The organism is Ligilactobacillus ruminis ATCC 27782, assembly GCF_000224985.1.
GTDB classification, from domain to species: Bacteria; Bacillota; Bacilli; order Lactobacillales; family Lactobacillaceae; genus Ligilactobacillus; species Ligilactobacillus ruminis.
Window position 1 is genome coordinate 1,743,494 of the sequence record NC_015975.1, and the last position, 23,770, is coordinate 1,767,263.

At 42.8% G+C, this 23,770-nt stretch carries 24 protein-coding genes and 1 other annotated feature; of the genes, 5 read left to right on the top strand and 19 right to left on the bottom strand.

The window, feature by feature from the left end:
• Positions 1-47: 47 nt before the first annotated feature.
• From LRC_RS08750 to LRC_RS08815, 13 genes are all read right to left on the bottom strand, one after another.
• Positions 48-815 carry a DUF6574 domain-containing protein gene (locus tag LRC_RS08750; RefSeq protein ID WP_041820129.1) on the bottom strand — a complete coding sequence of 256 codons (768 nt, stop codon included), beginning with the start codon at positions 813-815 and terminating at the stop codon, positions 48-50.
• Between the two features lie 67 nt (positions 816-882).
• Positions 883-2,037, bottom strand: a complete 1,155-nt coding sequence (locus LRC_RS08755) for a hypothetical protein (RefSeq protein WP_041820130.1) — start codon at positions 2,035-2,037, stop codon at positions 883-885.
• Positions 2,038-2,300: 263 nt separating this feature from the next.
• Positions 2,301-3,065: a tyrosine-protein phosphatase gene (locus LRC_RS08760; protein WP_014074075.1), complete on the bottom strand. Its 765-nt coding sequence runs from the start codon at positions 3,063-3,065 to the stop codon at positions 2,301-2,303.
• 863 nt (positions 3,066-3,928) lie between these two features.
• Complete coding sequence (locus LRC_RS08770) at positions 3,929-4,627, bottom strand: glycerophosphodiester phosphodiesterase family protein (RefSeq protein ID WP_014074077.1); 699 nt, start codon at positions 4,625-4,627, stop codon at positions 3,929-3,931.
• Between the two features lie 11 nt (positions 4,628-4,638).
• Positions 4,639-5,976: an ABC transporter substrate-binding protein gene (locus tag LRC_RS08775; protein ID WP_014074078.1), complete on the bottom strand. Its 1,338-nt coding sequence runs from the start codon at positions 5,974-5,976 to the stop codon at positions 4,639-4,641.
• Complete coding sequence (locus LRC_RS08780) at positions 5,976-6,800, bottom strand: carbohydrate ABC transporter permease (protein WP_014074079.1); 825 nt, start codon at positions 6,798-6,800, stop codon at positions 5,976-5,978. Before LRC_RS08780 ends, LRC_RS08775 begins: the two co-directional genes overlap by 1 nt.
• Positions 6,800-7,747, bottom strand: a complete 948-nt coding sequence (locus LRC_RS08785; RefSeq protein WP_014074080.1) for a carbohydrate ABC transporter permease — start codon at positions 7,745-7,747, stop codon at positions 6,800-6,802. The genes LRC_RS08780 and LRC_RS08785 overlap by 1 nt, the downstream gene beginning before the upstream one ends.
• Complete coding sequence (locus LRC_RS08790; RefSeq protein WP_014074081.1) at positions 7,698-8,822, bottom strand: ABC transporter ATP-binding protein; 1,125 nt, start codon at positions 8,820-8,822, stop codon at positions 7,698-7,700. The genes LRC_RS08785 and LRC_RS08790 overlap by 50 nt, the downstream gene beginning before the upstream one ends.
• Positions 8,823-9,286: 464 nt before the next feature.
• The gene (locus LRC_RS08795; RefSeq protein WP_014074082.1) at positions 9,287-10,525 is read right to left on the bottom strand and encodes an IS256 family transposase; all 1,239 of its coding nucleotides are present in this window, start codon (positions 10,523-10,525) and stop codon (positions 9,287-9,289) included.
• Positions 10,526-10,950: 425 nt separating this feature from the next.
• The gene (locus LRC_RS08800; RefSeq protein WP_014074083.1) at positions 10,951-12,135 is read right to left on the bottom strand and encodes a pyridoxal phosphate-dependent aminotransferase; all 1,185 of its coding nucleotides are present in this window, start codon (positions 12,133-12,135) and stop codon (positions 10,951-10,953) included.
• A gap of 30 nt (positions 12,136-12,165) precedes the next feature.
• Positions 12,166-12,825 (bottom strand): methionine ABC transporter permease, encoded by a 660-nt coding sequence (locus LRC_RS08805; protein WP_014074084.1) that lies wholly within the window; start codon positions 12,823-12,825, stop codon positions 12,166-12,168.
• The gene (locus tag LRC_RS08810; RefSeq protein WP_014074085.1) at positions 12,825-13,841 is read right to left on the bottom strand and encodes a methionine ABC transporter ATP-binding protein; all 1,017 of its coding nucleotides are present in this window, start codon (positions 13,839-13,841) and stop codon (positions 12,825-12,827) included. Before LRC_RS08810 ends, LRC_RS08805 begins: the two co-directional genes overlap by 1 nt.
• A 29-nt stretch (positions 13,842-13,870) precedes the next feature.
• Positions 13,871-14,704: a MetQ/NlpA family ABC transporter substrate-binding protein gene (locus LRC_RS08815; protein ID WP_014074086.1), complete on the bottom strand. Its 834-nt coding sequence runs from the start codon at positions 14,702-14,704 to the stop codon at positions 13,871-13,873.
• 56 nt (positions 14,705-14,760) lie between these two features.
• Positions 14,761-15,015, bottom strand: a binding site (T-box leader).
• A gap of 123 nt (positions 15,016-15,138) precedes the next feature.
• Between LRC_RS08815 and LRC_RS12050 the strand changes: the two genes are divergently transcribed.
• Positions 15,139-15,261, top strand: a complete 123-nt coding sequence (locus LRC_RS12050) for an ABC transporter transmembrane domain-containing protein (RefSeq protein WP_338034078.1) — start codon at positions 15,139-15,141, stop codon at positions 15,259-15,261.
• A gap of 767 nt (positions 15,262-16,028) precedes the next feature.
• Here LRC_RS12050 and LRC_RS08820 read toward each other — a convergent pair.
• Genes LRC_RS08820 through LRC_RS08830 form a run of 3 tightly spaced genes read right to left on the bottom strand, consistent with a single transcriptional unit; the run spans position 16,029 to position 17,014 of the window.
• Positions 16,029-16,316, bottom strand: coding sequence for a hypothetical protein (locus LRC_RS08820; RefSeq protein WP_014074088.1), 288 nt, complete (start codon positions 16,314-16,316; stop codon positions 16,029-16,031).
• A gap of 16 nt (positions 16,317-16,332) precedes the next feature.
• Entirely contained in the window at positions 16,333-16,812 is a 480-nt protein-coding gene (locus LRC_RS08825; protein WP_014074089.1) for a PedC/BrcD family bacteriocin maturation disulfide isomerase, read from the bottom strand.
• 22 nt (positions 16,813-16,834) lie between these two features.
• The gene (locus LRC_RS08830; RefSeq protein WP_014074090.1) at positions 16,835-17,014 is read right to left on the bottom strand and encodes a leucocin A/sakacin P family class II bacteriocin; all 180 of its coding nucleotides are present in this window, start codon (positions 17,012-17,014) and stop codon (positions 16,835-16,837) included.
• A gap of 228 nt (positions 17,015-17,242) precedes the next feature.
• Between LRC_RS08830 and LRC_RS08835 the strand changes: the two genes are divergently transcribed.
• The 4 genes from LRC_RS08835 (at position 17,243) to LRC_RS08850 (ending at position 21,523) form a co-directional block, all read left to right on the top strand.
• On the top strand, positions 17,243-17,440 hold the full coding sequence (locus LRC_RS08835) for a bacteriocin-like protein (RefSeq protein ID WP_041820139.1): 198 nt from the start codon (positions 17,243-17,245) through the stop codon (positions 17,438-17,440).
• Between the two features lie 625 nt (positions 17,441-18,065).
• Complete coding sequence (locus LRC_RS12055) at positions 18,066-18,698, top strand: GHKL domain-containing protein (RefSeq protein WP_241531279.1); 633 nt, start codon at positions 18,066-18,068, stop codon at positions 18,696-18,698.
• Between the two features lie 4 nt (positions 18,699-18,702).
• A complete protein-coding gene (locus LRC_RS08845; RefSeq protein WP_014074092.1) occupies positions 18,703-19,467 on the top strand; it encodes a LytR/AlgR family response regulator transcription factor in 765 nt (254 codons plus the stop codon).
• Entirely contained in the window at positions 19,400-21,523 is a 2,124-nt protein-coding gene (locus tag LRC_RS08850) for a peptide cleavage/export ABC transporter (protein ID WP_080876857.1), read from the top strand. Before LRC_RS08845 ends, LRC_RS08850 begins: the two co-directional genes overlap by 68 nt.
• Before the next feature lie 316 nt (positions 21,524-21,839).
• Here the strand turns inward: LRC_RS08850 and LRC_RS08855 are convergent, their stop codons facing one another.
• The 3 genes from LRC_RS08855 to dltC form a co-directional block, all read right to left on the bottom strand.
• Positions 21,840-22,127 carry a hypothetical protein gene (locus tag LRC_RS08855; protein WP_014074096.1) on the bottom strand — a complete coding sequence of 96 codons (288 nt, stop codon included), beginning with the start codon at positions 22,125-22,127 and terminating at the stop codon, positions 21,840-21,842.
• 130 nt (positions 22,128-22,257) lie between these two features.
• Positions 22,258-23,523 (bottom strand): D-alanyl-lipoteichoic acid biosynthesis protein DltD, encoded by a 1,266-nt coding sequence (gene dltD, locus LRC_RS08860; protein WP_014074097.1) that lies wholly within the window; start codon positions 23,521-23,523, stop codon positions 22,258-22,260.
• On the bottom strand, positions 23,524-23,754 hold the full coding sequence (gene dltC, locus LRC_RS08865; protein WP_003692058.1) for a D-alanine--poly(phosphoribitol) ligase subunit DltC: 231 nt from the start codon (positions 23,752-23,754) through the stop codon (positions 23,524-23,526).
• Positions 23,755-23,770 lie beyond the last annotated feature (16 nt).

Consider the following 23,770-nt stretch of genomic DNA (forward strand, 5'->3'; position numbering starts at 1 on the left):
CCTTGTCGCACTTAACTGCTTCAATGGTCCTGTTTTTCGTTTCAAAATCAGTTGCTAAAAATGCTTTGAATCAGCTCCTGCAGCTTGTCGCCCGAAATGCTGCAGATAACTCTGAACGTGATCACGAGCACGACAATATTGGCAATCATGACCAGCGTCCCCGAATAAATTTTGTTCATCCTGTTTTCATTTTGGGCAGCATAAACGAGCGAAACGTTCCATTCAAGCCATGAAGCCGCAAGCAAAAGCATCGCAAGCAAAATGACTGACGACGAGCTTGCAACGACAAACCCGGACAGAATAAACAACGCATCTGCAATCAAAATAACGTTGCTGTAATGAGCAACCTTGTTTGAAAACGTCAAAAAATTCGTCTTTTCATCTCGTCCGCAAAAAAGATAGGCAATACCGACCATCGCCAAAGCTGCGCAGAAAAAGACGATGAACCCCGTCAGATAAAAACCAAAGCCCATGCCTGAGGATTCGTAGGACGAATCACCAAAGAAACTTGCAACCGAGCTTGAAGCAACCTCAACAATCGCATTGACATACTTGCCAATGCCGACGATCAAAAACAATGATTCCAAAGCAAGCGAAATCAAGCCCGCATACTTGTTCGTCTGCTTGACTTCAGTCGGGTTCTTCCACGAAGTAACCAGCCAATTCCAATAGCTTGCGGCATTTTTCTTAAGTTCATCGGTATCGATTTGAGAAACGGCTTCCGTCACCTTTGATGCCACGTCTTTTTTAGGCGTTTCAGCAGTCTGCTCATTTTTGACTTCTTTTGCTTCTTCCGTTTGCTTGTTTTCTTCCATTTTATATTTCCCCCTCTCATGCATAAAAAATGCATATCCAATCCGAAGCTCTGTATTTTAACCAACACTACTTGACTTTGATGCCATTTGCGGCAAGGTTGTGCTGAAGCACCTCAAGCGAACTGTCTTGCATCGACACCTTACCATCGTCTTCCGTATCGATGCTGTCAATGTTCGTATGATCTCCTTCAATCGAAACATTGCCGACGGTAACTTCAACCACCCTGGTGTTGCTGTCGTCTGCTTCATCGTCTTCATCATAATCATCTTTGACAGTGTAAAGAACCGCAATCGTGATCTTGTCCTTTCTTGATGCCTCAAGGCCTGACTTATCGTTCAATTCAACAGACATATCTTTTTCATCGCTGTAATCAGAATAGGCGGACGTCGGCACGAAATACATATTGATGAACGTGTTGACGTACTTTTCGATTTCGCCGTACGGGTATTCATCGTTAACCATTGAATCAGTGACCTTCTTGATTTCATCAAGATCTTTTGTTGCAGCAAGTTCCTTTAAACCTTGAACCGTGTACGTGAATTCTTTTTTGCCCCGGAAGTCGAACTTTTCATAATCGGTAAATTCGGAAGGAAGCTTGATTGTCACCTTGTCGCCGTTGCTTAACGAGCCGTTCTTCTTGATGTGGAACATGACTTCGCCCTTGTACTTCTTGCTTGTGATGGCAATCAGACCTTTGCCGTTATATCCGTATGCCTGAACGTTCAAATCCTTGGCAATATCTTTGGCGGTAACCTTTTTCGTCTTTTTGAGACCTTTTACGGTATACGTCTTAGATTCGCTCTTAATCGGGTTTTCCTTATCACCGGTCTTAATCGTTACGACATACTTATCGCCGTTTTTTAAGTTCTGTGCTTTGTTTACTCTGACACGCGTGTCTTTGACCCAACGCTCAACTTTGACAAGTTTATCTCTTTCATCAGACGTTGCTTCGCTTTCAAGTGCTTCAGCATTAAGTTCGTTCGACTTGAGCTTTTCCGTCAGATAATCATCAAGCTTGAGTTTTTTGGCAAAGACGTCAACCATGTTCGAATTGAGTTTTTTGCTGTCCAAATCAGCAATGCCGTGCCCACTGTAGCCTTCATACTTGACTTTGACGTCATCCAACACGCTCTTTTTTTGTGAACATGCGCTGATCATGACAACTGACAAAGCCATTACCGCAATTAGCAACAGCTTTCTTAGTTTCATACCCTTTCTCATGGAACAATTCCTCCAATTTTTATGTAATTACGCTAGATATTTACATGATAGCAATTTTAAACTCAAAAGTTTCCACCCTAATTTCCATTAGTCGAATGTAATCTTTCCATAATATTCAGATTTAAGAATTCTCTGTCGGACACGGTTATTTCGGAAAAGCATCCAGGTTTTCACTGTCGTAAGTAAGCTCTGCATTTATAAAAATCATCCTCTGCATTTAAATAAAAAAGACCCGCTGAACGTCACATTCAACGGGCAAAAGCCTACTTCAAATAAATTTTTCTCAAATCTTCTTGCTCATTTGCGCTAAGCTTCAGCTCTTTTTCCAAATATTCGCCAATGCTTCCGTATTCACGAGTCATCGTACCGAGCGCACAATCCAAATAATGCTCGGAAACAGAGCCCAAATTAAAAATATTCTTGGCAAAAATTTCGCCTTTTTGCAAGGCACGGACCTCTTCTTTTTTCTGCTGTCCTCTCAGATACTTGTTGGATGCCAGGTAATCAGCTCGAATCACCGTTTCATCAACGCCAAGCACCGTTAACAGATAGACGGCCCCCATCCCTGTTCTGTCCTTTCCGGCAGAACAATGAAACAAAACCGATTCGTCGTCTTTGTCGTTTGCAAGCAAAACATCGAAAAATTCGCGATACGCTTTTTTGGCGCAATCCTGCAAAACAATATCGTTGTATGCATCCAGCATATCTTTGAATGCCGCCTGCTCATCAACGTAGTAATTACGCCTTGATTCCCATTTGTCGTTTCCGCTCCTCGTTTCGTCAACGGGAAAAACCGGTGCGAAGTGATATCTTACGCTTGCCGGAATTCGATCGGGCTCATTTTTTCGTTCAGACATGGATCTGAAATCAACGTCATGTTTCAAACCGTATTTTTCAAGAAAAACAACATCATCATCGTTCAGATTGCTGAGTTTCCCGCTTCTGATGATTTTCTTCTCCTTTAAGACATGACCATCGTGCGTTTTGATTCCGCCCATGTCGCGGAAATTGTCACAATTCGTCAGCATCGCTTGTTCCTCGCTTTCGTCTTATTCTAAGAAATTATAAGCCAGTTTTGACGACATTGCAAAGAATTATGTTCTGATTTTGGCGGCGGCAGGATTTTACGGGCAGATCTCAAAAAGCGGCTTTTTGACCGTAATCCACTTTGAATCTCGAGGGACAGTATGATTTTTTCTACCTGCTGGTCCAAATTCAGGGCGCACGGAACCAAAAGTAGACAAAAAACGGGAGAAATGTTTGATTTTTGTATACAGGCTGATCCAAAATTGGGGTGCGCGGACCTGGAAGTAGACAAAAACCGGGGGAAATTTCTGATTTTTGTCTACCGGCTGATCCAAAATCGAGTCGCGCGGCCTCGAAAGTAGACAAAAACTGGGAGAAATGCCTGTTTTTTGTCTACCGGCTGATCCAAAATCGAGTCGCGCGGCCTCGAAAGTAGACAAAAAACGGGGGAAATGTGTGGTTTTTGTCTACCGCCGGCTCCAAAATCGACTCGCGTGGCCTCGAAAGTAGAACAAAATCCTCCAAAATCGGAAAAATGTTCTATTAGGGTACCTTCGCCAAAGCAGTGTGATCTCAGATTACAAGCAAATTCCAAAAAGAACGTTTTGCCCGTAATCGAAGTCAGGTACAGTGCTTGAGCAGTTGCCGCGCAGCACTGCATTTGGCAAAATCACTGTCAATTACGGACAAAATAGGAAAAAACAGCTATTTGTCCGTAAGATTTTGACCTCGGTTTTACGGACAAATGTTCCGAAAAGAGTATTTTGTCCGTAAATTTGAGTGAAATATTGGCGGACTTCCCCAAAAATAAAAAATACGTGCCATCACGGCACGTATTTTTATCATTATTTAGTTGCGTACGGGGTCATGACCGCTCGGCTTCACACCTTGTTCTTAGCTCATTCATTTTAACAAAATCATTCGTGAAAATGCCGGCAACATTTTTTTCCATCAATTCTTTTGCTTCTTTTTCATCATCAATCGTCCAAATGCGCTGAACGCCGTCAAAATCATGATATTCATTGGGATGGATTCCGGAAAGTCCGTTGTCCGAAACGACTTTTTCCGGGTCGGCAATTTTCCTGTACACAAGCCAGTTGCAATCAAGATCTTTATCAATCGCAAGGCATCTCAGCATTGTCTGCAGATTAAACGATGAATAGATGAGCGGATGTCTGAACTCGTATTCCCGGGCCATGTTGAGAACGATCTCCTCAATCCCCCGGTACTCGTATTTGTCCGTCTTGAATTCAAGGTTTGCCAAAGCATCATGTTTTTCAATCAACTCAAACACGTCCTTTAAATCCGGAATCGTTTCGCCGTTTTCCAGATGAAACTGCTGCAGCTCCTCATGCGTGTAATCCTTGATGTTTCCCTTGCCGTCGGTGGTGCGGTTGATTTTTTCATCGTGCATCACGACCGGAACCTGATCCCTTGTCAAGTGAACGTCAAATTCGATTCCGTCAGCACCGTTTTCCAAGGCGTATTCAAAACCTTCAAGCGAGTTTTCCGCAAATTTTGCGGGATAGCCGCGGTGTCCAAAAATTTTCGTTTCAATTTTCATAAAAACCCTTCTTACTTGTCAAAGCCGTTAGCCTTGTTATTTGATGCAACGTATTTGTTCATTGAAGTCTGCGCCTCAGTCAAGGCAGTTTTGGCATCTTTTCCGTCATAAATCTGTTCCATTGCGGTTTGAATCAACAGACGGTTCTGAACCAAATTCTGCATGAAAATGCCGGAGTTTGCCTTGTTTGGCATCGTACGGTTAAGCTGCTGACTCGGGATCTTTGCCTGCGACATCTTCTTGTAAAGCTTCTTCAAAACATCCTGATCTGCCGATTTCTTGTTCAAGGCAAGATATCCGGTTTGCGCCTGCCAGCTTGCCTGTGATTCTGGCGTCAAGAGATATTTGACGAGTTCCCAGGCGCCGCGTTGAACATCTTTGGACTTGTCATTTGAAATCCAGAGCGAAGCCCCGCCAATGGAGACTCCGTTGGCTTTTTTGCCGTCTTCATGCGGATAGTAGCAAACGCCGATTTCATCCTTCGTTCCCGTTGTCAGCTGCGTGATCGACCCGGACGATTGCAAAAACATACCTAAACGCCGTGACAAAAATGCCGCCGTTTCGTTCGTTCCGGCATTTGACCCGGCGCCGTAGTTCATGAAACTGCCCTGCTTGAGTCCTTTTTGAATCCACTTCATCGTGTTGACGGCAGTGCTTGACGTGAAATCAACCGCAGTCGGAACGCCGTTATGGCCATCAGCTTTGTTTGCCATGCACGCCCCTGCATTTGCCAAGAACTGTTCGAAGAACCAGCCGTAGATTTCGATGCTCATGCCCTTGATCTTATGATTTGATTTCTTATAGATTTTGTTTGCAACGCGCGTGACGTCAGAATATGACGGATCAAGCGGAGGCGGCGTGATGCCGAGCTTTTTAAGCAGCGTCTTGTTATAGTAGAGCACGGGCTGCGAAGAGTTGAACGGCATCGAAAGCTGCTTGCCGTCCTTTGAGTAAAAGGCACGTGCCACTGATGAAATCTGACTGACGTCATAACCGTCCTCGTCAATGAACTTTTGAACCGGCGTCGTATGCTTGCTGTAGTACATCTGCGCGCTCGAGATATCCATTGCCTGGAAAACCGCCGGCGAAGCATCCGTTCCGTGAGTGTTCAAAATTTTTTGCACAGCTTCATTATAGTCGCCTTCAAATTCCGCTTCAACTTCATATTTGTCCTGATGCTTGTTGAATTCGTTTACCAAGCGCTTGAGTTCGACCTGCGCCGGACCGGTCATTTCATGCCAAAACACGATTTTCGTGCGCTCGGAAGCAGAAACGTTCACCGGATTTGCCGCAAACGCCATGATGGAAAATGCAGCGCCCAATGCCACTGCGATCCTTTTGATCTTCATTATTTGACCGCCCCTTCATTAATGCCTGATTTAAACGACTTTTGACCAATAAACAAGACAATCAGCGTCGGAATCACGACAATTGCCGCACTTGCCTGAATCATTCCCCAGTCATTGAACGTTTCCTGGGATTGCAACTGACGCAAACCGTCCTGCACCGGTCTGTATTTGTCAGAAAAAGTCGTCAGCATTGGCCAAAGATACTGATTCCAACTGCTCAAAAAACTGTATGAGGCAAGGGTCAGCAGACTGATCTTGGCATACGGCAACGTGACTTTCGTGTAAAATTTCCAATGGGAAAGTCCGCAAACGTCGGAAGCTTCCTTCAGTTCAGCAGGGATCTGCTTGAAATTTTGCCGCAGCATGAACGTGCCGAAAGCAGACGTCAAAAACGGCACGACCATTACGGAATAAGTGTTAAGCAGATTCAGCTGGCGCATCGTCGCAAAGTTCGGAATGACTTCTGCTTCAAACGGCAGCATCATCGTGGCAAGGAACAGGCCGAACAGGAAATTGCGGCCTCTGAATTTCAAAAAGACAAACGCATAGGCACTCATTGAGCAGAAAATCAATTGAAATGCAGTGGTTAAAACCGAAATCACCAGACTGTTCAGCAAATAGCGGATAATTGCCGTGTTTTTCATGGCATTGACGTAGTTGTCAAGCGAAATATGAGTGCTGAACAAGCTGCCTGACGAAATGTCTGCCGTCGGCAAGAAACTCGTCCAAAGTCCCAGAACAAATGGCGTCAGGATAAAGACCGAAAGCAGGCATAAAACCACGTAGCGACTGATGCGCTCTTTTTTCGACATTACTTCTTCCATCAGTATGTCACCTTCTTTTCCAGGAATTTAAATTGAATCAGCGTAAAGACGGCGATGATGATTGCCAAAACAACCGATTCCGTGCTTGCAAGAGCATAGTTGCCGTTCAAGAACGCATCTTGATAAATGCGATAGACCAAAAGATTCGTAGTGTTGTTCGGTCCGCCGGCCGTCATCATGTCGATCAGTCCGAAACTTTTGAAAGCATCGATCAAAGTAATGATTGCCGCAAAAAACAGCGTTGGCGAAATCATCGGAATCGTAATCTTAAAGAACTGATAACGCTTGGAAACACCAGCAATTCGCGCTGCCTCATAAAGCGTCACCGGCACCGACTGCAATGCTCCGAACAAGATCAAAAACGTAAACCCGAGATTCATCCAAACGGTCGAAACAATGATGGCAAACATTGCCCAGCCAGGCTGAGTCAGCCAGTTGACCACCGGCAGATGGAGAAATTCGGCAATCTTGTTCACTAATCCGACCGAAGGATTGAAAATGAACAGCCAAAAAATGGCGGCAACGGAAACGGACACGCCCATCGTGGAAGAAAAGGCGGTTCTGAAAAAGCCGATGCCCTTCAGTTTGGAACTTGCGGTTTGTGCCAAAAGCAATCCCAAGACAATCGTCAGAATCGACACGAACAAAACGTAAATGAACGTGGCTTTCATGCTGTTAAGATAAGCACTTGACGTAAACAGATCTATATAATTCTGCAACCCGACGAATACGGTCGGCTTGCCCAAACTGTTCGTCAAAAAGAAGCTCATCCAAACCGTCTTGATCATCGGATAAAAAACAAAGACCGATAAAATCAAGAGGGAAGGTCCAAGAAAAAGCAGCGCATAATGCTTGTCATGTGCCTCGATATCGTACCCGATGCTGATTTTTGAAGCCTTATCGTGCAGCTGTTGCGACAAACTCTTCTTCTGATCGACTTGTTCCATTTGAAGAACCTCCCTTTGCGAATAATTTCCCTGTTTTGTCAAAGATGTAGAAAATCCCCTGCGGCTTGACGAGCATGCGCTGATTGATCATCCAGTCATGATTCATGTCGTCATCAACTGTCACTCTGATTTCGTCACCGCCGTCAAGTTCAAGCTCAACAATCGACATGTTGCCGAGATATTCAGCATTGACGACTCTGGCATTTGACCGGCCGGCTGCTTTTTCAACGGAAAATCCAGAAGGGCGAACGCCGACGATGTAATCATCGCGATCCATGCCGTCTTCGCAGTCAAATTCCAAACTTTCATCAACGACCAGCTTATTCAAACGAGCGTCATACGTCGCTTCAAGCAGATTCATGCGCGGCGTGCCGAAAAATTCGGCAACGAACGTATTTGCCGGATGATTATAGATTTCAAGCGGAGTGCCGATTTGCTGAATCTTGCTGTCGTGCAAAACCATGATGCGATCGGCCATCGTCATGGCTTCGACTTGATCATGCGTTACGTAAATCATGGTCAGGCCAAGTTTTTGCTGCAGCATGCGAATTTCGGAACGCATCTTGCCGCGAAGCTGCGCATCAAGGTTTGACAACGGCTCGTCCATCAGGCAAATTTCTGCATCGCTCGCAATCGCGCGCGCAACGGCCACGCGTTGGCGCTGACCGCCTGAAAGGTCGCGTGGCTTGCGGTCGCCGTACTCGGTCAGATTGACCATGTCCAATGCTTCGTCAACGCGGCGCTTGATTTCTTCCGCATCCATTTTGTGTTCCTTGAGTCCGAAAGCAACGTTGTCTCGCACGCTTAAAAACGGGAACAACGCATAATTTTGGAAAACCATTGTCAGGTTGCGATCTTGCGGAGGCAAATTCGTAACGTCTTTGCCGTCAATTTCAATTTCGCCTTCAGAAATCGAAATCAATCCTGCAATCATTCTCAAAAGCGTACTCTTGCCGCATCCGGACGGACCAACGATCGCAAAGAATTCACCGGATTCGATTTCCGTCGTGATACCGTTCAAAGTCCAAGAGTTGCCATCGTAACTCTTGCCGATGTTTTTCAGTTCAATTGTCATTTAAAGCTCACCCCTATGTGTTTATGGGTAAATCTTATCTGATGAATGTAAGGGAATAATCAGTTTAACGTAACGGTCATGTAACAGTTAAGTTAACATTTTGTGAAAGCGCTGCATTTTTCATTACAAACTTCAGCTCAAGGCACAAAAAAGAGGTCGGAAAAAACTCTGCCTCAAATCGAGAAACCGGATCAGATTTGCGATTGATTGCAAATTTGATCCGGTTTTTGCGTATACGTGACAACCGCCTTCCATGATGGAAATAACCCAAAATAGCTTGGCACGTTGATTTATCAGTCAAGTCCTAATTTGTGTGTAAAATATTTTTTCCCAGGCACAAGTTGTGCAGGGGATGCGAATGCATCCATGTCTGTCCACTATCACTCTTGAAGGAGCTGTCAAGGGTGCGCCATCTGCGCACCTCGAAAAGGTTCCCTTGACAGCTCCGGAAAGAGTGATACACCTTACGCAGCTCTTAGTTTTTGTTGTTCCTCTGCCAATTCTTTTAGTTCAGCAACCGTCTTAGACTTGATCATTTTTGCGTAGGTTGCCGGACTGAATATGGCTTTCTTGGAGCTAACGACATCGTTTCTTTCCAACAGAACGGAACCCATCAGCCGCATCAGCGAGTTCTCGTTTGGGAAGATTCCGATGACGGAAGAACGTCGCTTCAGCTCTTTGTTCAGTCGTTCTATATGGTTTGATGTTCTGAAATATCTCCGCAAATTCTTAGGAAGCGCCATGACGGTCATGGCACTTTCAAAGCCTTCATCGAGGCATGACATGGCAGATTCAGCAACATCTCTGTAATCAGCGATGATTTCATCACGTTTTTTACGTGCATCTTCTATAGTTTCGCAGTTCCACATTTCCTGAAGTTCGGCTCTGATGCCTGCCTGATATTTTTTTGGTGATTTTCCCGAAATGTTCCTGGCAAAATGAAACTGGCACCTTTGCCATGGAACCTCAGGAAATACCTTACTGACGGCATCCTGAATACCTTCATGAGCATCAGAAGTGATCATCAAAAGCCCTTGGAGGCCACGTTTTTTCAGTTTTTGGAGAAAGGAATTCCAAGTTTCTTTGGATTCGTTGTCATATACTTCAAATCCAAGGATTTCACGATGTCCTTCCTGATTCGTACCATAAGCGATCATAAACGCTTTGGAAACAATTCTGTGTTTGTCCCTGACCTTGAAGTAGGTTGCATCCACTATTAAAAAAGGGTAGTCTCCGGTCAAGGGTCTGTCCTTGAACTCATTGACCTTTTCAATCAGATCCTTGCATACTTCTGAAACTGAGGACTTAGAAAATGTCGTTCCGCACAAAGTTTCCATGATATTCGACACTTTACGCGTCGCTACTCCGCTGACAACCATCTCCGCCATACTGGCGATCAAGGCAGCTTCGCTTCGGGAATAGTTCTCGAAAACAAGAGTCTTAAAAGGAACATTGCGATGTCTCGGCACGGTTAAGGTGATTTTGCCTATCCGTGTCTTGAGCTCGCGTTCTCGAGTGCCGTTGCGGCTGTCCGTGCGTTCTTCTGACCGTTCGTAAGGCTCAGCCTTGAGTTGAGCAGTGGATTCCGCCATCAGAATACTATTGAGACTTTTACGCAGCAGTTCGCGAAATGCCTGATTGTGATCCTTTGAAAGAAGTTGTAGAATTTCCTCTTGATTTAAGGTAATATTTAATTGGGCCATTTGTTCATCCTCCTAGTATTATTGTTGTTTGTTGATTTAATTATACCTGGGAGCTGAGCACTTGGCTCTCTTTTTTTTATCAATTTACACCATTATACGGGCATAACCGATATATCAAGCGCTGCATTTGTCAAAATAATGCCGTTTACGGAAAAATCGATGGAAATGGGTCTTCTGTCCGTAAATGACCTGCTCGAAGAAAGGCGATTACGGACAAAATGGGCAAAAATGGCCGTTTGTCCGTAAATTTGAGTGAGATCTTGGCTAAGATTGGTTGAGCAGTGCCGCTGCTTGAAGAAAGTGGCTTTTATTCATCGGAAATTAAAAAAGCCGGACGAAGTCAGCTGCAACAAGACCGCCTTCGTTCGACTTTTCGTTTAATTCAAGAGAGAAAAGAGACTTTTCCAAGCCTCCATTCCATTTTCCTATTTTCTCTCAAATAAATTCAGCTTATCGATTCGTTCCACTGCCTCAACCAGTCTTTCGGGCGAAACGAGCAAGCCGATGCGAACGTACCCGTCGCCTGCCTCACCGAAGCCCTTGCCTGGCGCAACGGCCACATGTGCTTCGTTCAGCAGGACATCGGCGAACTGTTCACTGGTATATCCCTTCGGAACGGGCATCCAGGCGTAGAAGGTCCCTCCCGACTTAAACGCATGCCAGCCGATTTTTTCAGCTGCATTGACGAATGCGTCACGGCGGCTCTGGTAAAGAGCAACGAGCTTTACAATTTCAGGGTCGCGCTCCGAAGACTCCAGGGCCACGATACCGGCATCCTGGACTGCCGGATAGACGCTGACGAAAAGGTGGTCCTGAATGAGGTTCAAAGCTTCAATCATCTCCTGATTGCCGGCAGCAAAGGCCAGGCGCCAACCGGCCATGTTAAACGTCTTTGAGAACGTGTAAAGTTCGATCCCGACGTCCTTTGCACCAGGAGTTTCAAGGAAACTCGGATTTTTATAGCCGTCAAAGCCGAGCGCACCGTATGCAAAGTCGCTGACGACGCCGACATTGTATTTTTTAGCAAAAGCAACCGTCTTCTCCCAAAACTCGCGCGTCGCAACGGCACCGGTCGGATTATTCGGATAGTTGAGATAGATGAACTTGGCTTTTTTGGCAACATCTTCCGGAATATCGTCATAATCCGGCAAGAAGTCGTTTTCAGCCTTCAACGGCACCGTTTCAAGCTTGACCTGACCGAGCGCAACGCCTGAAAGGTAGTCAGGATAGCCTGGATCGGGCAAAATAATCGTGTCGCCCGGATTCATCAAAGCCCACGGCAGTTCGACCAGCCCGATTTTGGAACCGCCGAGAACGCAGATTTCCTTTTCGCTGTCGAGTTCGACGCCGTATTTCTCCTGATAAAACGCTGCACAGGCTTTCTTGAAAGTCGGCTGGCCGCGAAACTGCGAGTACTTGTTGTTGACTGGTCTTTCCGCCGCTTCTTTCAATCCTTCAATGATGTAGTCGAACGTCGGCTGGTCAGGATTGCCCTGGCCGAGATTGATGACGTCGTATCCTTCGGCAATTTTTTTGTTAACCTTGGCAACAAGTGCTGCAAAAAATTGCTTTGGCAATGTTTGCATTAAATCTGATTCTGGAAATTCCATTTAATGATCCTTCTTTCAAATACAGTAAAATTAGTCACGCTGCAATTTTTTGGCACAAATGTCGCCCACAGTCTGAACGATTTGAACCAAAACAATCAAAACAACGATCGTCGCATACATGACTGACGGTTGGTAGCGTTGGAATCCGTACTGATAGGCAATGTCGCCCAAGCCGCCGGCACCGACCAGACCTGCCATTGCGGTTGCGCCGACAAGCCCGATCGTCGTAATCGTCAACCCGCGAACAAGACCTGATCGCGCTTCTCTCAAGACGACGTTGACGATGATTTTTCCGTTGGAAATGCCCATTGACTGATATGCTTCAATAATCCCGGAATCGACTTCAAGAATTGAAGATTCGACCAAACGAGCCAGGTACGGAACACAATAGAAGACAAGCGGCAAAATCACCCCGCGGATTCCGATCGTCGTACCGGCAATGATTTTTGTAAGAGGCAAAATCAAAAACAGCAGGATAATGAAAGGCAACGAACGGAAAATATTCACCAACCAGTTGACGACCGTATAAAGCGACTTGTTCGGATGAAGTCCCTGATTGCTTGAGTTGACAAGCAAAACCCCAAGAGGGATGCCCAAAATTACTGAGATGACCAGAGTAATCGACGTCATCGTCAGCGTTTCTAAAAATCCGGTCCAAATCGTCGGACCCCATTCATTGATAAAAGACATTAAATCTCAACCCTTTCGTAATAAATATCCTGAGTCCGCAGACCTGCCATTGCATCGTCAAACTCTTTTTCGCTTTGAAAATCAAAATGAACCAGCAGACGTCCGTAGGCCTTCTTCTTGAGATAACCGATTCCGCCGCCGAGAATGTTGGGCGACACGCCGTATTTTGCCGAAAGATCGGCAATAATCGGTTCATTGGCCGTTTGACCGATAAACTTCAAGACAACAAGCTGTCCGTTTGTCGTATACGGTTTGAGAATTTCAAGCGGAACACCCATTGTGTCCGTGATGCCGATGAACTTCTTCGTAGCTTCCTTTTCTGGATTTGTAAAAACATCCAGTACATTGCCCTGTTCAATCAGCTTCCCCTTCGCCAAAACGGCCACGCGGTCACAGACGCGTTGAATGACGTCCAGTTCATGCGTAATCAAAAAGATCGTGATATGCAGTTCCTGATTGATTTTGAGCAGCAGTTTTAAAATCGATTCCGTCGTTTCAGGATCAAGCGCACTCGTTGCCTCATCGGACAATAAAATCTTCGGCTCATGTGCCAAAGCACGCGCGATTGCGACGCGCTGCCTTTGACCGCCTGAAAGTTCTGCCGGATAGCGATCTTTTTGTTCCCACAAATCCACGATTCTGAGATACTTTTCCGATCGCTGTTCGGCAAGTTCTTTTTCAAGTCCTTCAAGCTTTAACGGCAGCATCACGTTTTCAAGAACCGTCGCCGTTTTTAAAAGATTGTATCCTTGGAAAATCATTCCTATTCTTGACCGTTGCCGCTGCAGTTTCTTCTTGTCCGTCGGATCGATCTTTTCGCCGTCAACGATGACTTCTCCCGTCGTCGGAACTTCAAGTCCGTTGATCATGCGAATCAACGTGCTTTTCCCGGCACCCGAATAGCCAATGACGCCAAAGATTTCTCCTTCCTTGATGTTTAAAGAAACGTCGTCCACGGCCTTGACTTCCCGTTCCTTATCCTTGTAAATTTTAGTGACGTTCTTGATTTCAATCATTAAAATCGCTCCTTACTGCTGCCTGCTTCTTACTTGCTTGATGAAAGCACTACCGAACCCTTGAATTCCTTCTTGATGAATGCAGCGGTCTGCTTTGAGTGATAGTACTTGTCGATCTTCTTTATGACCGCATCGTTCTTGTGTCCTGATTGAACGACAAAAACGTTTGGGTACGGGTTGTTCTTCAACGGTTCATGGAAAATGGCATTTTCGTTGATTGAAAGTCCGGCACCCATTGCAAAGTTCGTATTGATTGCCGCCGCATTTACTTCACCGAGCTGCTTTGGAAGCTGCGAAGCCTCAAGTTCAACAATCTTCAAATGCTTGGGATTTGAGACTACATCCTTTTTAGTTGCCGTCTGCCCGGCGCCTTTCTTAAGCTTGATGATGCCTGCCTTTTCGAACAGCTGCAGTCCGCGCGTTTCGTTGCTTGCATCATTTGGAACAGCAATCGAATCGCCGTCCTTCAAATCCTTCAGATTCTTGATTTTCTTTGAGTAGACACCCATCGGATATGCCACCGTCTTGAACGCCTGATCGAACTTGTAGCCCTTGTTCTTGATCTGATCCTTCAGAAACGGAATCGTCTGATAGCTGTTTGCGTCAAGGTCACCTGAACTCAAGGCCGAATTCGGCGTATTGTAGTCCGTGAACGACTTTATCTTGATGTTTAAGCCGTCTTTTTTGGCTTGTTTTGCGACTTCTTCCATGATCTGTTGATGAGGTCCTGCAGTTACGCCAACCGTAATTTCCTTTTTGCTCAGTTCCTTTGAATCCTTTTTGCCGCAACCTGAAAGCACCGTACCGGCAAACAACAAAACGGCTGAAAAGCCTAAGATTGATTTAATTACGTTCTTTTTCATAAGACATCTTCTCCTCTTTCAATTAATACGGATAAACAAAAAGTACCCGTCCTCCAAAAAAGGACGGGTACCAAGACCGTGTTACCACCTTAATTCGCAACATCTTCTCAGATGCTGCCTCAAAAACTTCGACACACTGCGCACATGCGTAAAGTCTTGCGGTGGTAACGTCCGCAACCACGTTATCGGCTCACCTCGCTCACCGATACCATTCCAAGCCCATCTTCAGTCTGCTTCGTACTGCCTCTTCACACCAACCAGGGGCTCTCTTCAAGCGTCCGCAAACCTACTCTGCTCTTCATCATGTTTTCCGTTTGTTTTTATGTATGTTAGTTTAATACCGTTATCACCAATTGTCAATTGTTTTTTAATTTTTTTCATCAGATTTTCTGTATCCATTAAAACTTAGTAATCCACTTTCCAAATCAATCGTTTTGAAATATTGGGGGTACATAATCAAATTGCCAATGTCTTTTTTTGAAACAAGAAAAACAGGCGAAATTACTTCAAAATTTTCTGATGCAAATACTCTTATAGAGGTACTGGGGGAAACTTAAACTCATCGTCAGTTTTGATTCACAAAAAAGAAAGATTTTCTTTGAAAATGGCATTTCGGTCGACGTTTCACGCAGTAACGCAAAAATGTCAAGAAAACAATGGAGAAATATTGCAATGATATTCAGTAAAAAATACCCTTATATTCCACAAGTTGATGAAACGGACTGCGGCATTGCCTGCCAAGACCTACTTACGGGCAAAATGCCGTTTTTTGAGATCTGCCCGTAAATGGCAAGTCCTCGGTTACGGGCAAAACGACGATTTCTAGGATTTGCCCGTAAATGTCAAGTCCTAGGTTACGGGCAAAACGGCGATTTCTAGGATTTGCCCGTAAATGGCAATCCTAGGTTACGGGCAAAACGACGATTTCTAGGATTTGCCCGTAAATGTCAATCCTCGGTTACGGGCAAAACGGCGATTTCTAGGATTTGCCCGTAAATGGCAGTCCTCGGTTACGGGCAAAACGGCGATTTCTAGGATTTGCCCGTAAATGGCAGTCCTCGGTTACGGGCAAAACGACGATTTCTAGGATTTGCCCGTAAATGGCAGTCCTCGGTTACGGGCAAAACGGCGATTTCTAGGATTTGCCCGTAAATGGCAGTCCTCGGTTACATACAACGTCCGCTTTTGGGCCGTAGACTTTTTTACTTATTTCCATCATACCAGGAGATTGTCATTCATAATAAAAAAAACCGGATCAGATTTGTAATTAATTGCAAATCATCCGGTTTTTTATTTAAGGCATATTTTTCCAGCCTCATTTTTTTCACCAAACGTTCGTTGCGTTCAACGTGTTCAATCCGCCAAAAGCACCGTCAGATCCGGCAATCTTCTTGATTGTCGCAAGTGCTTCCTTAGCTTCGTCATCCAATTTGAGATGTTCCGCAAGCATCACCTGGTTCAGGCGCTGATATGCCCACTTTGCCTCCTGGGCGACATTTTCATTTTTCTTCAGATTGACTGCCGTCTTGTTGACGGCTTCGTTGACGTAATCATTTTGGCATGCTTTGGCAAAACGTTCCAAAGCAAGAGCAAGTTCCTGCTTCTCATTCATCAGAATTACTTCCTTTTCATTGATATCTGTACTTAGTAAGCGTCATGAGTCTTTCAAGCGTTGCATCCGGTCCGACGTACCGGTGCACGACCTTCCCGTGCTTGATCAGGACAACGGTCGGCGTGTACTGAAGTCCGATGACGTTGTTCATCATGTCAAGAAACTTCCCGTCAACATCCTGTGGCGAAACCTTCGAAGTGTCAAAATAGCCCACAGGAACTCCGGTCTCATCAAGAAACGTCCTCAGAGTTCTGGAAAACTCCCTGCAATACGGACAGCTTTCACGTCCGAAGAAGACCACGAAGGTCCTCCTGCTTTCGATTCCATTCTCAAGTTCCCTTACGCCCATTGGAATCGTTCCTGTAATGTTGGCACGATATTCACCCGCATCGACGTTCGTCATCACGTCTGCTGACACTCTTGTAAAATTCAGTGCTGAAAATGCAGCTAAGGCGCTAAACAGTACCAACAATATAATACGCTTTCTGACATGCATAATCAATAACCCCGCCCGGAACCTAGCAATGGCCGATTGTAGCCTTGCCGCCGGTTCCTACTGCGGCGCCCCATCTGTTGACACTGCATCCCCATGCCTGTCCCCAGTCCACGCGGCACTTGTGCTTGCCGCAGTAAACGCCGTTTCCATAATACTTGCCGCCCATAATCTTCTTGAGTTCTTTTTCGGAAAGTTGTCTCATAATTTCTGCCTCGCTTTGTTTAATTTGCTGACCATTTGATCAACAACATCATCATAGCATTCGCTGTGCATTTTTTGGCTTTTTAATCACAAATGGTCAATTTGAATTCGTAAACGGCAAAATTGGCCGTTCATTACACTAAAACAACCGCTGGCGACTTTTTCTACCATTCATGATTTTTTGGTGCTATATTTGAAAATGTAAAAACTTATCAAAGAGGCACATATCATGGAAAATGCAAAACATAATCTCAAAAAATTGTCCGAAGAGGAATTGAAAAAAATAAAGGGGGCAAGGTTCAACATAACAGGCTATATCATGCTAAGCCAAAAAACTCTCAAAGCTATTGACTATATAATCCTTTTAAAAAAATATGTTGGAGATAATCACTATGCACACTTTTGGCGCAGATTATTTTATTCTTAGCGATATCATATATTTGTTTCTTTCATCAATCTGCTTTTTCAAAATATCATCTAAAAAAAGCAAGACGTTCACCCTTTGCTATGTCGTATTGTCATCTATTGCATTTATTTCAAATACATATTTTTATGATATTGCAGATTACGTTATGATTTTAGGAATGCTATTTCTTTCGTTAATGATTGACCCCCAAAATTTATCAACTAATATTATGAATATCTTGATTTCTTTTTCAATCATTGACTTGTCAACCCTTATTGGTTCATCCGTTCTGACTAACATCCCTGTTAGTTATGATAACAAACCTTTATTTTTAATGATAATTATATGGATAATTGAAACGTTTAGTTCTTTAATTATATATAACATTTTAGGTAAAATAATAAAAAAATACAGCGCTATACTGTACAAAAGAGCCAGCTTAACTGTTGCATTATACGCTTATATTTCAGTTACCTTTCTTGATGTTATATCGCATAAAATTAATATATTCGGCCGTATTATCCCGCTCATAATCACTTTTCTAATCATTCAGTGCATCTTTGTCATCATTTTGTTCAACTTCGAGTTGTCGCGACATGACAAGCTAAATGAGCAAAAAATCAAACAAACTGAGATAGAAGGATTATTGAAATATACCGAAAAACTTGAAAAAGAGGAGCGAAAACTTCGAAAATTCAAACATGATTATCAAAACATGCTGCTCAGTCTAAAAGAATTGGCTGATTTTGAAAACAAAGAGAAATTTAAAGAAGGCGTCTTAAAGCTCGAAGAATACTTTAATATCAAGTTTGCGTCAAACCAAATCTGGGGTTTCAACGATTTTGAAAATCTGAAAAATCCCTATCTTAAAAGCATCTTCATCAGAAAGGTTCAAGATATGCGAGAACAGAAAATCATTGCTGAATTCTCCTGTCCTCAAATAATCGAAAACATCAATATCCCTATTTTTGACTTTGTACGAGTTATCGGGATAACGCTTGACAATTCAATCGAGGCGGTCTGCGGCCATGAAGACGGCCGAATTTTGATGAATATTTCGAAAAATGACGACGCTACAAAATTCGTCATTTCCAACACGATGTTTGCGACACAAAAACCTATCCAGCAATTAATAAGCGAAGGATATACCTCAAAGGACAACCATTCTGGATTGGGTCTTAAAAACATCAACGAGATTCAAACAAACAACAGCAACTTGTTTGTTTCCTACAAGTATGAAAAAAACTTGTTTGTTGCAACAATAATAGTTCAGGAGTGAAAAAATGTTTCATAGAATTTTTATATGCGAAGACAACCCTATCCAATTGTTATCTTTAAAACAGTATGTAGCCAACTATTCTGCATTTCACGAGCACGACTTTAGTATCAGCTTGGCAACACAGTTGCCTGAAGAAATAAAGCAGTTCATCGAGACGTTTGATGTAAGAGGCGGGATTTACTTTCTTGACATCGACCTTGGAAAAAAACATATTAACGGCATCGAATTAGCCAAATGGATCAGAGAACATGATGCCGAAGCAAAAATTTCGTTTATTACGACACACGATGAAATGGTTTCAAAAGTTATCAAAGAACACCTCGAATGCTTGTCATTTATTTATAAAGATGACGACATCACAAACATTCACAATGAAATCAATTATAGTTTGAGCGAAGCACAAAAACGCATCGATGCTATTGAGAAGACCAACCAAAAACAGTTATCTTTTAAAATCGGCAGAGAGGAACATTTTATCAATTTTAACAAATTGTTGTACATCAAAGTTTCTGACGTTATCCATCGTCTGGTCGTCGTAGCCAAGGATGAACAATCCGAATTTTATGGAACGATTTACGAAATTTCAAAACGATACCCCGAATTGCTTCAAGTTGACCGTTCCTGCATAGTTAATCCGCAAAACATCGTCAGTTTTGATTCAAAACAAAGAAAGATTTTCTTTGAAAACGGCATTTCGGTCGATGTTTCACGCAGAAACGCAAAAAATGTCAAGAAGACAATGGAGCAATATTGCAATGATATTCAGTAAAAAATACCCTTATATTCCACAAGTTGATGAAATGGACTGTGGCATTGCCTGCCTTTCAATGATAGCTAAATATTACGGTTCTGAATATCATCTTTCATACTTGCGAAATCTCGCCAAAATAACAAAAAACGGTGCAAGTGCTTGGGGGTTAATGAAGGCAGCAGAAAAAATAGGCTTAACGACAGATTCTTTTGAGCTTGATTATGATAATCTCTGCAACTTTCCAGAACTTCCTTTAATTGCCTTCGTAGTAAAAGAAGGAGGAATCAGTCATTTTTGCGTAATATATCAAGTCACTGAATCATATGTTCTAGTAGCTGACCCTGATCCAACGGTAAAGATGGTCAAAATTTCCAAACGTTCTTTTGAAAAAATATGGACCGGTGTCATCATTACATGCCATAAAGGTGATGATTTCAAAATAAACCATGTAAATTCTAAAAATTTATTATCATTTATTCCCGTTTTGATGGAAGAGCACCAAACAATTGTGAAAATTTTCGTTACCGCAATATTTATCGCGACGGTTAATATTATCAGCTCATATTTTCTACAAGAATTGATAGATTATTATATTCCAAAACAAAACATCAACCTTCTTGATATTGTTTCTGCAGGGTTGATAATATGCTACATATTTCAACAAATTACTCTGTTTTTTCAACAAAAACTTCTTTTAAAACTGAGTAATTCACTTTCCAAATCAATCGTTTTGAAATATTGGGGGTACATAATCAAATTGCCAATGTCTTTTTTTGAAACAAGAAAAACAGGCGAAATCACTTCAAGATTTTCTGATGCAAATACTCTTATAGAGGTATTGGGGGAAACTATCGTAACTATTTGCTTGGATTCAATAATCGTAATATCGATTCTTTTTTTCATATTTCATCAAAACGTCACTCTTTTTTGCATATCTTTGTGTATCATTCCGCTCTATATTTTGCTGATATATGCTTTCTCAACGTACTTCAAAAAAGAAAATTACAATCTCATGCAATCTTACTCAGAAGTAGACTCATCAATCATCGATAATATTACTGGAATAGAAACGATAAAATCGCTTTGCTTGGAAGATTTTTCCTATTCTCATGCAAAATTTAAATACACAAATTATATCCAAAAATATGTTAACTACACGAATCATGTCAACATGCAAAATTGCTTAAAAAATTTGATACAGCTGATTTTTAACGTCATCATACTATTGATTGGTGCAAGGATGATACATACCACTTCGCTGACAATCGGAAAACTGATGACTTTCAATGCTTTGCTAGGATACCTAGTGTCGCATCTCGAAGGAATAATATCATTGCAAACCAAAATACAGGCCGCCAATATAGCTAATATCCGTTTAAACGAAGTATATTCTGTCGAGCAAGAAGACAACTATGGAAACGAATATCTAGGAAATGTTGAATCAATAGAAGTCAACAATCTGTGCTACAGCTATGACTACGGCGATAATACGATAAATAACTTAACGATGATCATAAATAAAGGGGATAAAATTGCTATTTGCGGTGAAAGCGGGACTGGCAAATCTACTTTGGCCAAATTGCTTGCACGCGAAATACTTCCAGATTATGGTAATATTCTCGTAAACGGAATTTGTACAGAAGAGTACAACATAAAAAGTTACAGGCATAAGATAATTTATATTCCTCAAGAAACGACTCTATTTCCTGGAACCATTTCAGATAACATCACAATCGGGCTCAATGATTCTTTTTATTCTTCAAAGAAAATACAGCACCTTTGTGATTTAATCGACTTCTCCAAAGACATTAGGGAACTTCCAAATGGTATTAACACTCAAGTGAACTCAAACGGTTCAGGATTATCAGGAGGTCAAAAGCAAAAGCTTGCTTTAATTCGCGTAATGGTTAGAAACCCGCAAGTTATTATACTCGATGAATCATTATCAGCCATCGATTCAAAAAGTAGAAATAAAATACTGAAATTTCTGACTGAAAAACCTGATCTGACGATAATCTCAATTACTCACGATAAAGAAACCTTACCTTATTTTAAAAGAATATATAATATGTGAAATAGATGCTAAGGAACCCTATGTCTCAAACTAAAAGACAGGATGATTCACAATCAATCGCAAATTTCATCCCATTTTTTGGATATACAGAAACAAATCTGGATTTTGCCCGTAATCGGAGCCTGGCTTTTACAGGCAAATCACCAAAATCGCCGTTTTGCCCGTAATCCCGTCTTGGTTCATTGATTAAGCGGACACTGCATTTGACAAAAAGAACTTCACGCATCCAAATTAAGAAAATGCCGGACAAAACCAGTCGAAAATCGACCGAATTTGTTCGGCATTTCATTTGATTCAAGAAATAAAAGGGATTTTTTCACCAAACGTTCGTTGCGTTAAACGTATTTAATCCGCCCAAAGCACCATCAGATTCGGCAATCTTCTTGATCGTTGCGAGTGCTGTTTTAGCTTCGTCATCCAATTTTAGATGTTCCGCAAGCATCGTTTGATTCAAGCGCTGATATGCCCATTTTGCTTCTTGAGCCGCATTTTCATTTTTCTTCAGACTGACTGCCGTCTTGTTGACGGTATCGTTGACGTAATCATTTTGGCATGCTTTGTCAAAACGTTCCAAAGCAAGCACTAATTCTTGTTTATCGCTCATCTTGAGGACTTCCTTTTATATAATCTGGCTTTATTATACTACTAAAATCATAGACCGAATCACTAAATTCGCACACTGCATTTTACACAATTGCCAAACAAAAAGCCCTCGCATAAACGAGAGCTTTTTGCTACTTCAAATCGTCAATTCCGCTGCCTGACAAATTCTGCCAGCCTTTGCTGTAAAACATGTCATTCATCTTGTAATGAGGCGCCTCAAATTTGGAGGCCATAAACGGACTGATATAGGTATCGGCCGCAAGCCATCCGCGCCAGCCAAGGTGAATCGTATCCTGCATGAAGTACGGTTCTTCCTTGACGTTTGTCATGTCGCAGATGTTGTTGAAACCTTGAGAGTGCAACTGATAAATAATTTTCTTATCGAATCGATCAAGCATTTTTTGCGAAAGTCCGGTATATTCCATCCATTTTCTGTTGACAGGCGGAATAATGAACATGACGTCCATATTATTATCTTTAAACTGCTGCAAAACAAGCTGGAAGTCGGCAAATTCAGGCGACTGAGTATAGTCATAATCAGCCTGCTTGCCCTTGAGTTCCTTGTAACTGCCCTTTAAACGCTTGTTCCAAAATTTTTTTGAAACGTCAAACGGGTTATTGCCCGTTGCATTTTCGCCGAGTTTTGTCGCAACGGCATCAAGTTTTCCGACACTGTATCTTTCAGGAAGCTTCTTCATGGCCCTGTCGACTTTTTGAGTCCGGTCATTCAGCTTGAACATTGAAAACAAATGATCTTCATTTTCAAGCGCATTGCGACGATATTCAAGATACCAGCGCAACGTCTTGCCCAAAGGCTTGCCCTTTTCTTTTTTCTTCAATGCCATTTTCATCAGCTCGTCGCTTGACCCCGTCGGCATCGCAAGCAATCTGCTTGCAGCATAGCGCGTTGCACGCGAATCTTTTGAATTCAAGATCCAGTTCACGCCCTCAAGATTTGAATAATACAAACTGAACGCTTCAGCATTTGTGCCGTCTTTTACGAACCATTGCGGCGAAATGATGAACACGGCTTTTTTGCCGTGCAAAGCCGAATTGACCGGCTGCATCGAATAAAAATGCGCAAGCGATTGCGACCCTGCATTTCCAAGCAAAAACGGCTGATAATTTCGATGATACTTCTCAGCTAAAATCGAAGGATGGAGCGCATCGAGTCTTGAAAGTTCGGACGATCCGAAAAACGGGACGTACTTGCCCGAAAATGCCTGATTTTTGACGTATCTGCCCTTGAAAATATTTGTCGATTGCGAATATGAAATTTCGCGCATCTTTTCCTTTGAAATCTTGCCCCGGTTGAAAAGCGGAAGCCCAAGGAAAATCCCCAGCAGCAAAAATGCGCAGATCAACGGGCCAAAGATTTTAAACAACTCTTTTTTCATTTATTGCATACTCTCGACTTTGGCAATGATTTTGTTCGGCGTATCCCATTCGCTGCGTTCAAATTCAGAAACGGGAACGTCAATTCCGCACTGTGCCTGAAGTTCAAGCAGCAATTGAACCGTTGCCATCGAATCAAGCAGACCCGTTTCAAACAAATTTACGTCCAGATCTTTTGAAACTTCATCCGAACCCGTCAAATCTTCCAAAATACCCAAAACTGTATCTTTCATTTATAAAACCTCTTTC

Excerpts from the sequence above, each read along its gene's own strand:
- LRC_RS08750 (WP_041820129.1), bottom strand. The coding sequence starts at position 815 with ATGGAAGAAAACAAGCAAACGGAAGAAGCAAAAGAAGTCAAAAATGAG.
- LRC_RS08755 (WP_041820130.1), bottom strand. The coding sequence starts at position 2,037 with ATGAGAAAGGGTATGAAACTAAGAAAGCTGTTGCTAATTGCGGTAATG.
- LRC_RS08760 (WP_014074075.1), bottom strand. The coding sequence starts at position 3,065 with ATGCTGACGAATTGTGACAATTTCCGCGACATGGGCGGAATCAAAACG.
- LRC_RS08770 (WP_014074077.1), bottom strand. The coding sequence starts at position 4,627 with ATGAAAATTGAAACGAAAATTTTTGGACACCGCGGCTATCCCGCAAAA.
- LRC_RS08775 (WP_014074078.1), bottom strand. The coding sequence starts at position 5,976 with ATGAAGATCAAAAGGATCGCAGTGGCATTGGGCGCTGCATTTTCCATC.
- LRC_RS08780 (WP_014074079.1), bottom strand. The coding sequence starts at position 6,800 with ATGGAAGAAGTAATGTCGAAAAAAGAGCGCATCAGTCGCTACGTGGTT.
- LRC_RS08785 (WP_014074080.1), bottom strand. The coding sequence starts at position 7,747 with ATGGAACAAGTCGATCAGAAGAAGAGTTTGTCGCAACAGCTGCACGAT.
- LRC_RS08790 (WP_014074081.1), bottom strand. The coding sequence starts at position 8,822 with ATGACAATTGAACTGAAAAACATCGGCAAGAGTTACGATGGCAACTCT.
- LRC_RS08795 (WP_014074082.1), bottom strand. The coding sequence starts at position 10,525 with ATGGCCCAATTAAATATTACCTTAAATCAAGAGGAAATTCTACAACTT.
- LRC_RS08800 (WP_014074083.1), bottom strand. The coding sequence starts at position 12,135 with ATGGAATTTCCAGAATCAGATTTAATGCAAACATTGCCAAAGCAATTT.
- LRC_RS08805 (WP_014074084.1), bottom strand. The coding sequence starts at position 12,825 with ATGTCTTTTATCAATGAATGGGGTCCGACGATTTGGACCGGATTTTTA.
- LRC_RS08810 (WP_014074085.1), bottom strand. The coding sequence starts at position 13,841 with ATGATTGAAATCAAGAACGTCACTAAAATTTACAAGGATAAGGAACGG.
- LRC_RS08815 (WP_014074086.1), bottom strand. The coding sequence starts at position 14,704 with ATGAAAAAGAACGTAATTAAATCAATCTTAGGCTTTTCAGCCGTTTTG.
- LRC_RS08820 (WP_014074088.1), bottom strand. The coding sequence starts at position 16,316 with ATGAATGAGAAGCAGGAACTTGCTCTTGCTTTGGAACGTTTTGCCAAA.
- LRC_RS08825 (WP_014074089.1), bottom strand. The coding sequence starts at position 16,812 with ATGCATGTCAGAAAGCGTATTATATTGTTGGTACTGTTTAGCGCCTTA.
- LRC_RS08830 (WP_014074090.1), bottom strand. The coding sequence starts at position 17,014 with ATGAGACAACTTTCCGAAAAAGAACTCAAGAAGATTATGGGCGGCAAG.
- LRC_RS08835 (WP_041820139.1), top strand. The coding sequence starts at position 17,243 with ATGGAAAATGCAAAACATAATCTCAAAAAATTGTCCGAAGAGGAATTG.
- LRC_RS08845 (WP_014074092.1), top strand. The coding sequence starts at position 18,703 with ATGTTTCATAGAATTTTTATATGCGAAGACAACCCTATCCAATTGTTA.
- LRC_RS08850 (WP_080876857.1), top strand. The coding sequence starts at position 19,400 with ATGTTTCACGCAGAAACGCAAAAAATGTCAAGAAGACAATGGAGCAAT.
- LRC_RS08855 (WP_014074096.1), bottom strand. The coding sequence starts at position 22,127 with ATGAGCGATAAACAAGAATTAGTGCTTGCTTTGGAACGTTTTGACAAA.
- dltD (WP_014074097.1), bottom strand. The coding sequence starts at position 23,523 with ATGAAAAAAGAGTTGTTTAAAATCTTTGGCCCGTTGATCTGCGCATTT.
- dltC (WP_003692058.1), bottom strand. The coding sequence starts at position 23,754 with ATGAAAGATACAGTTTTGGGTATTTTGGAAGATTTGACGGGTTCGGAT.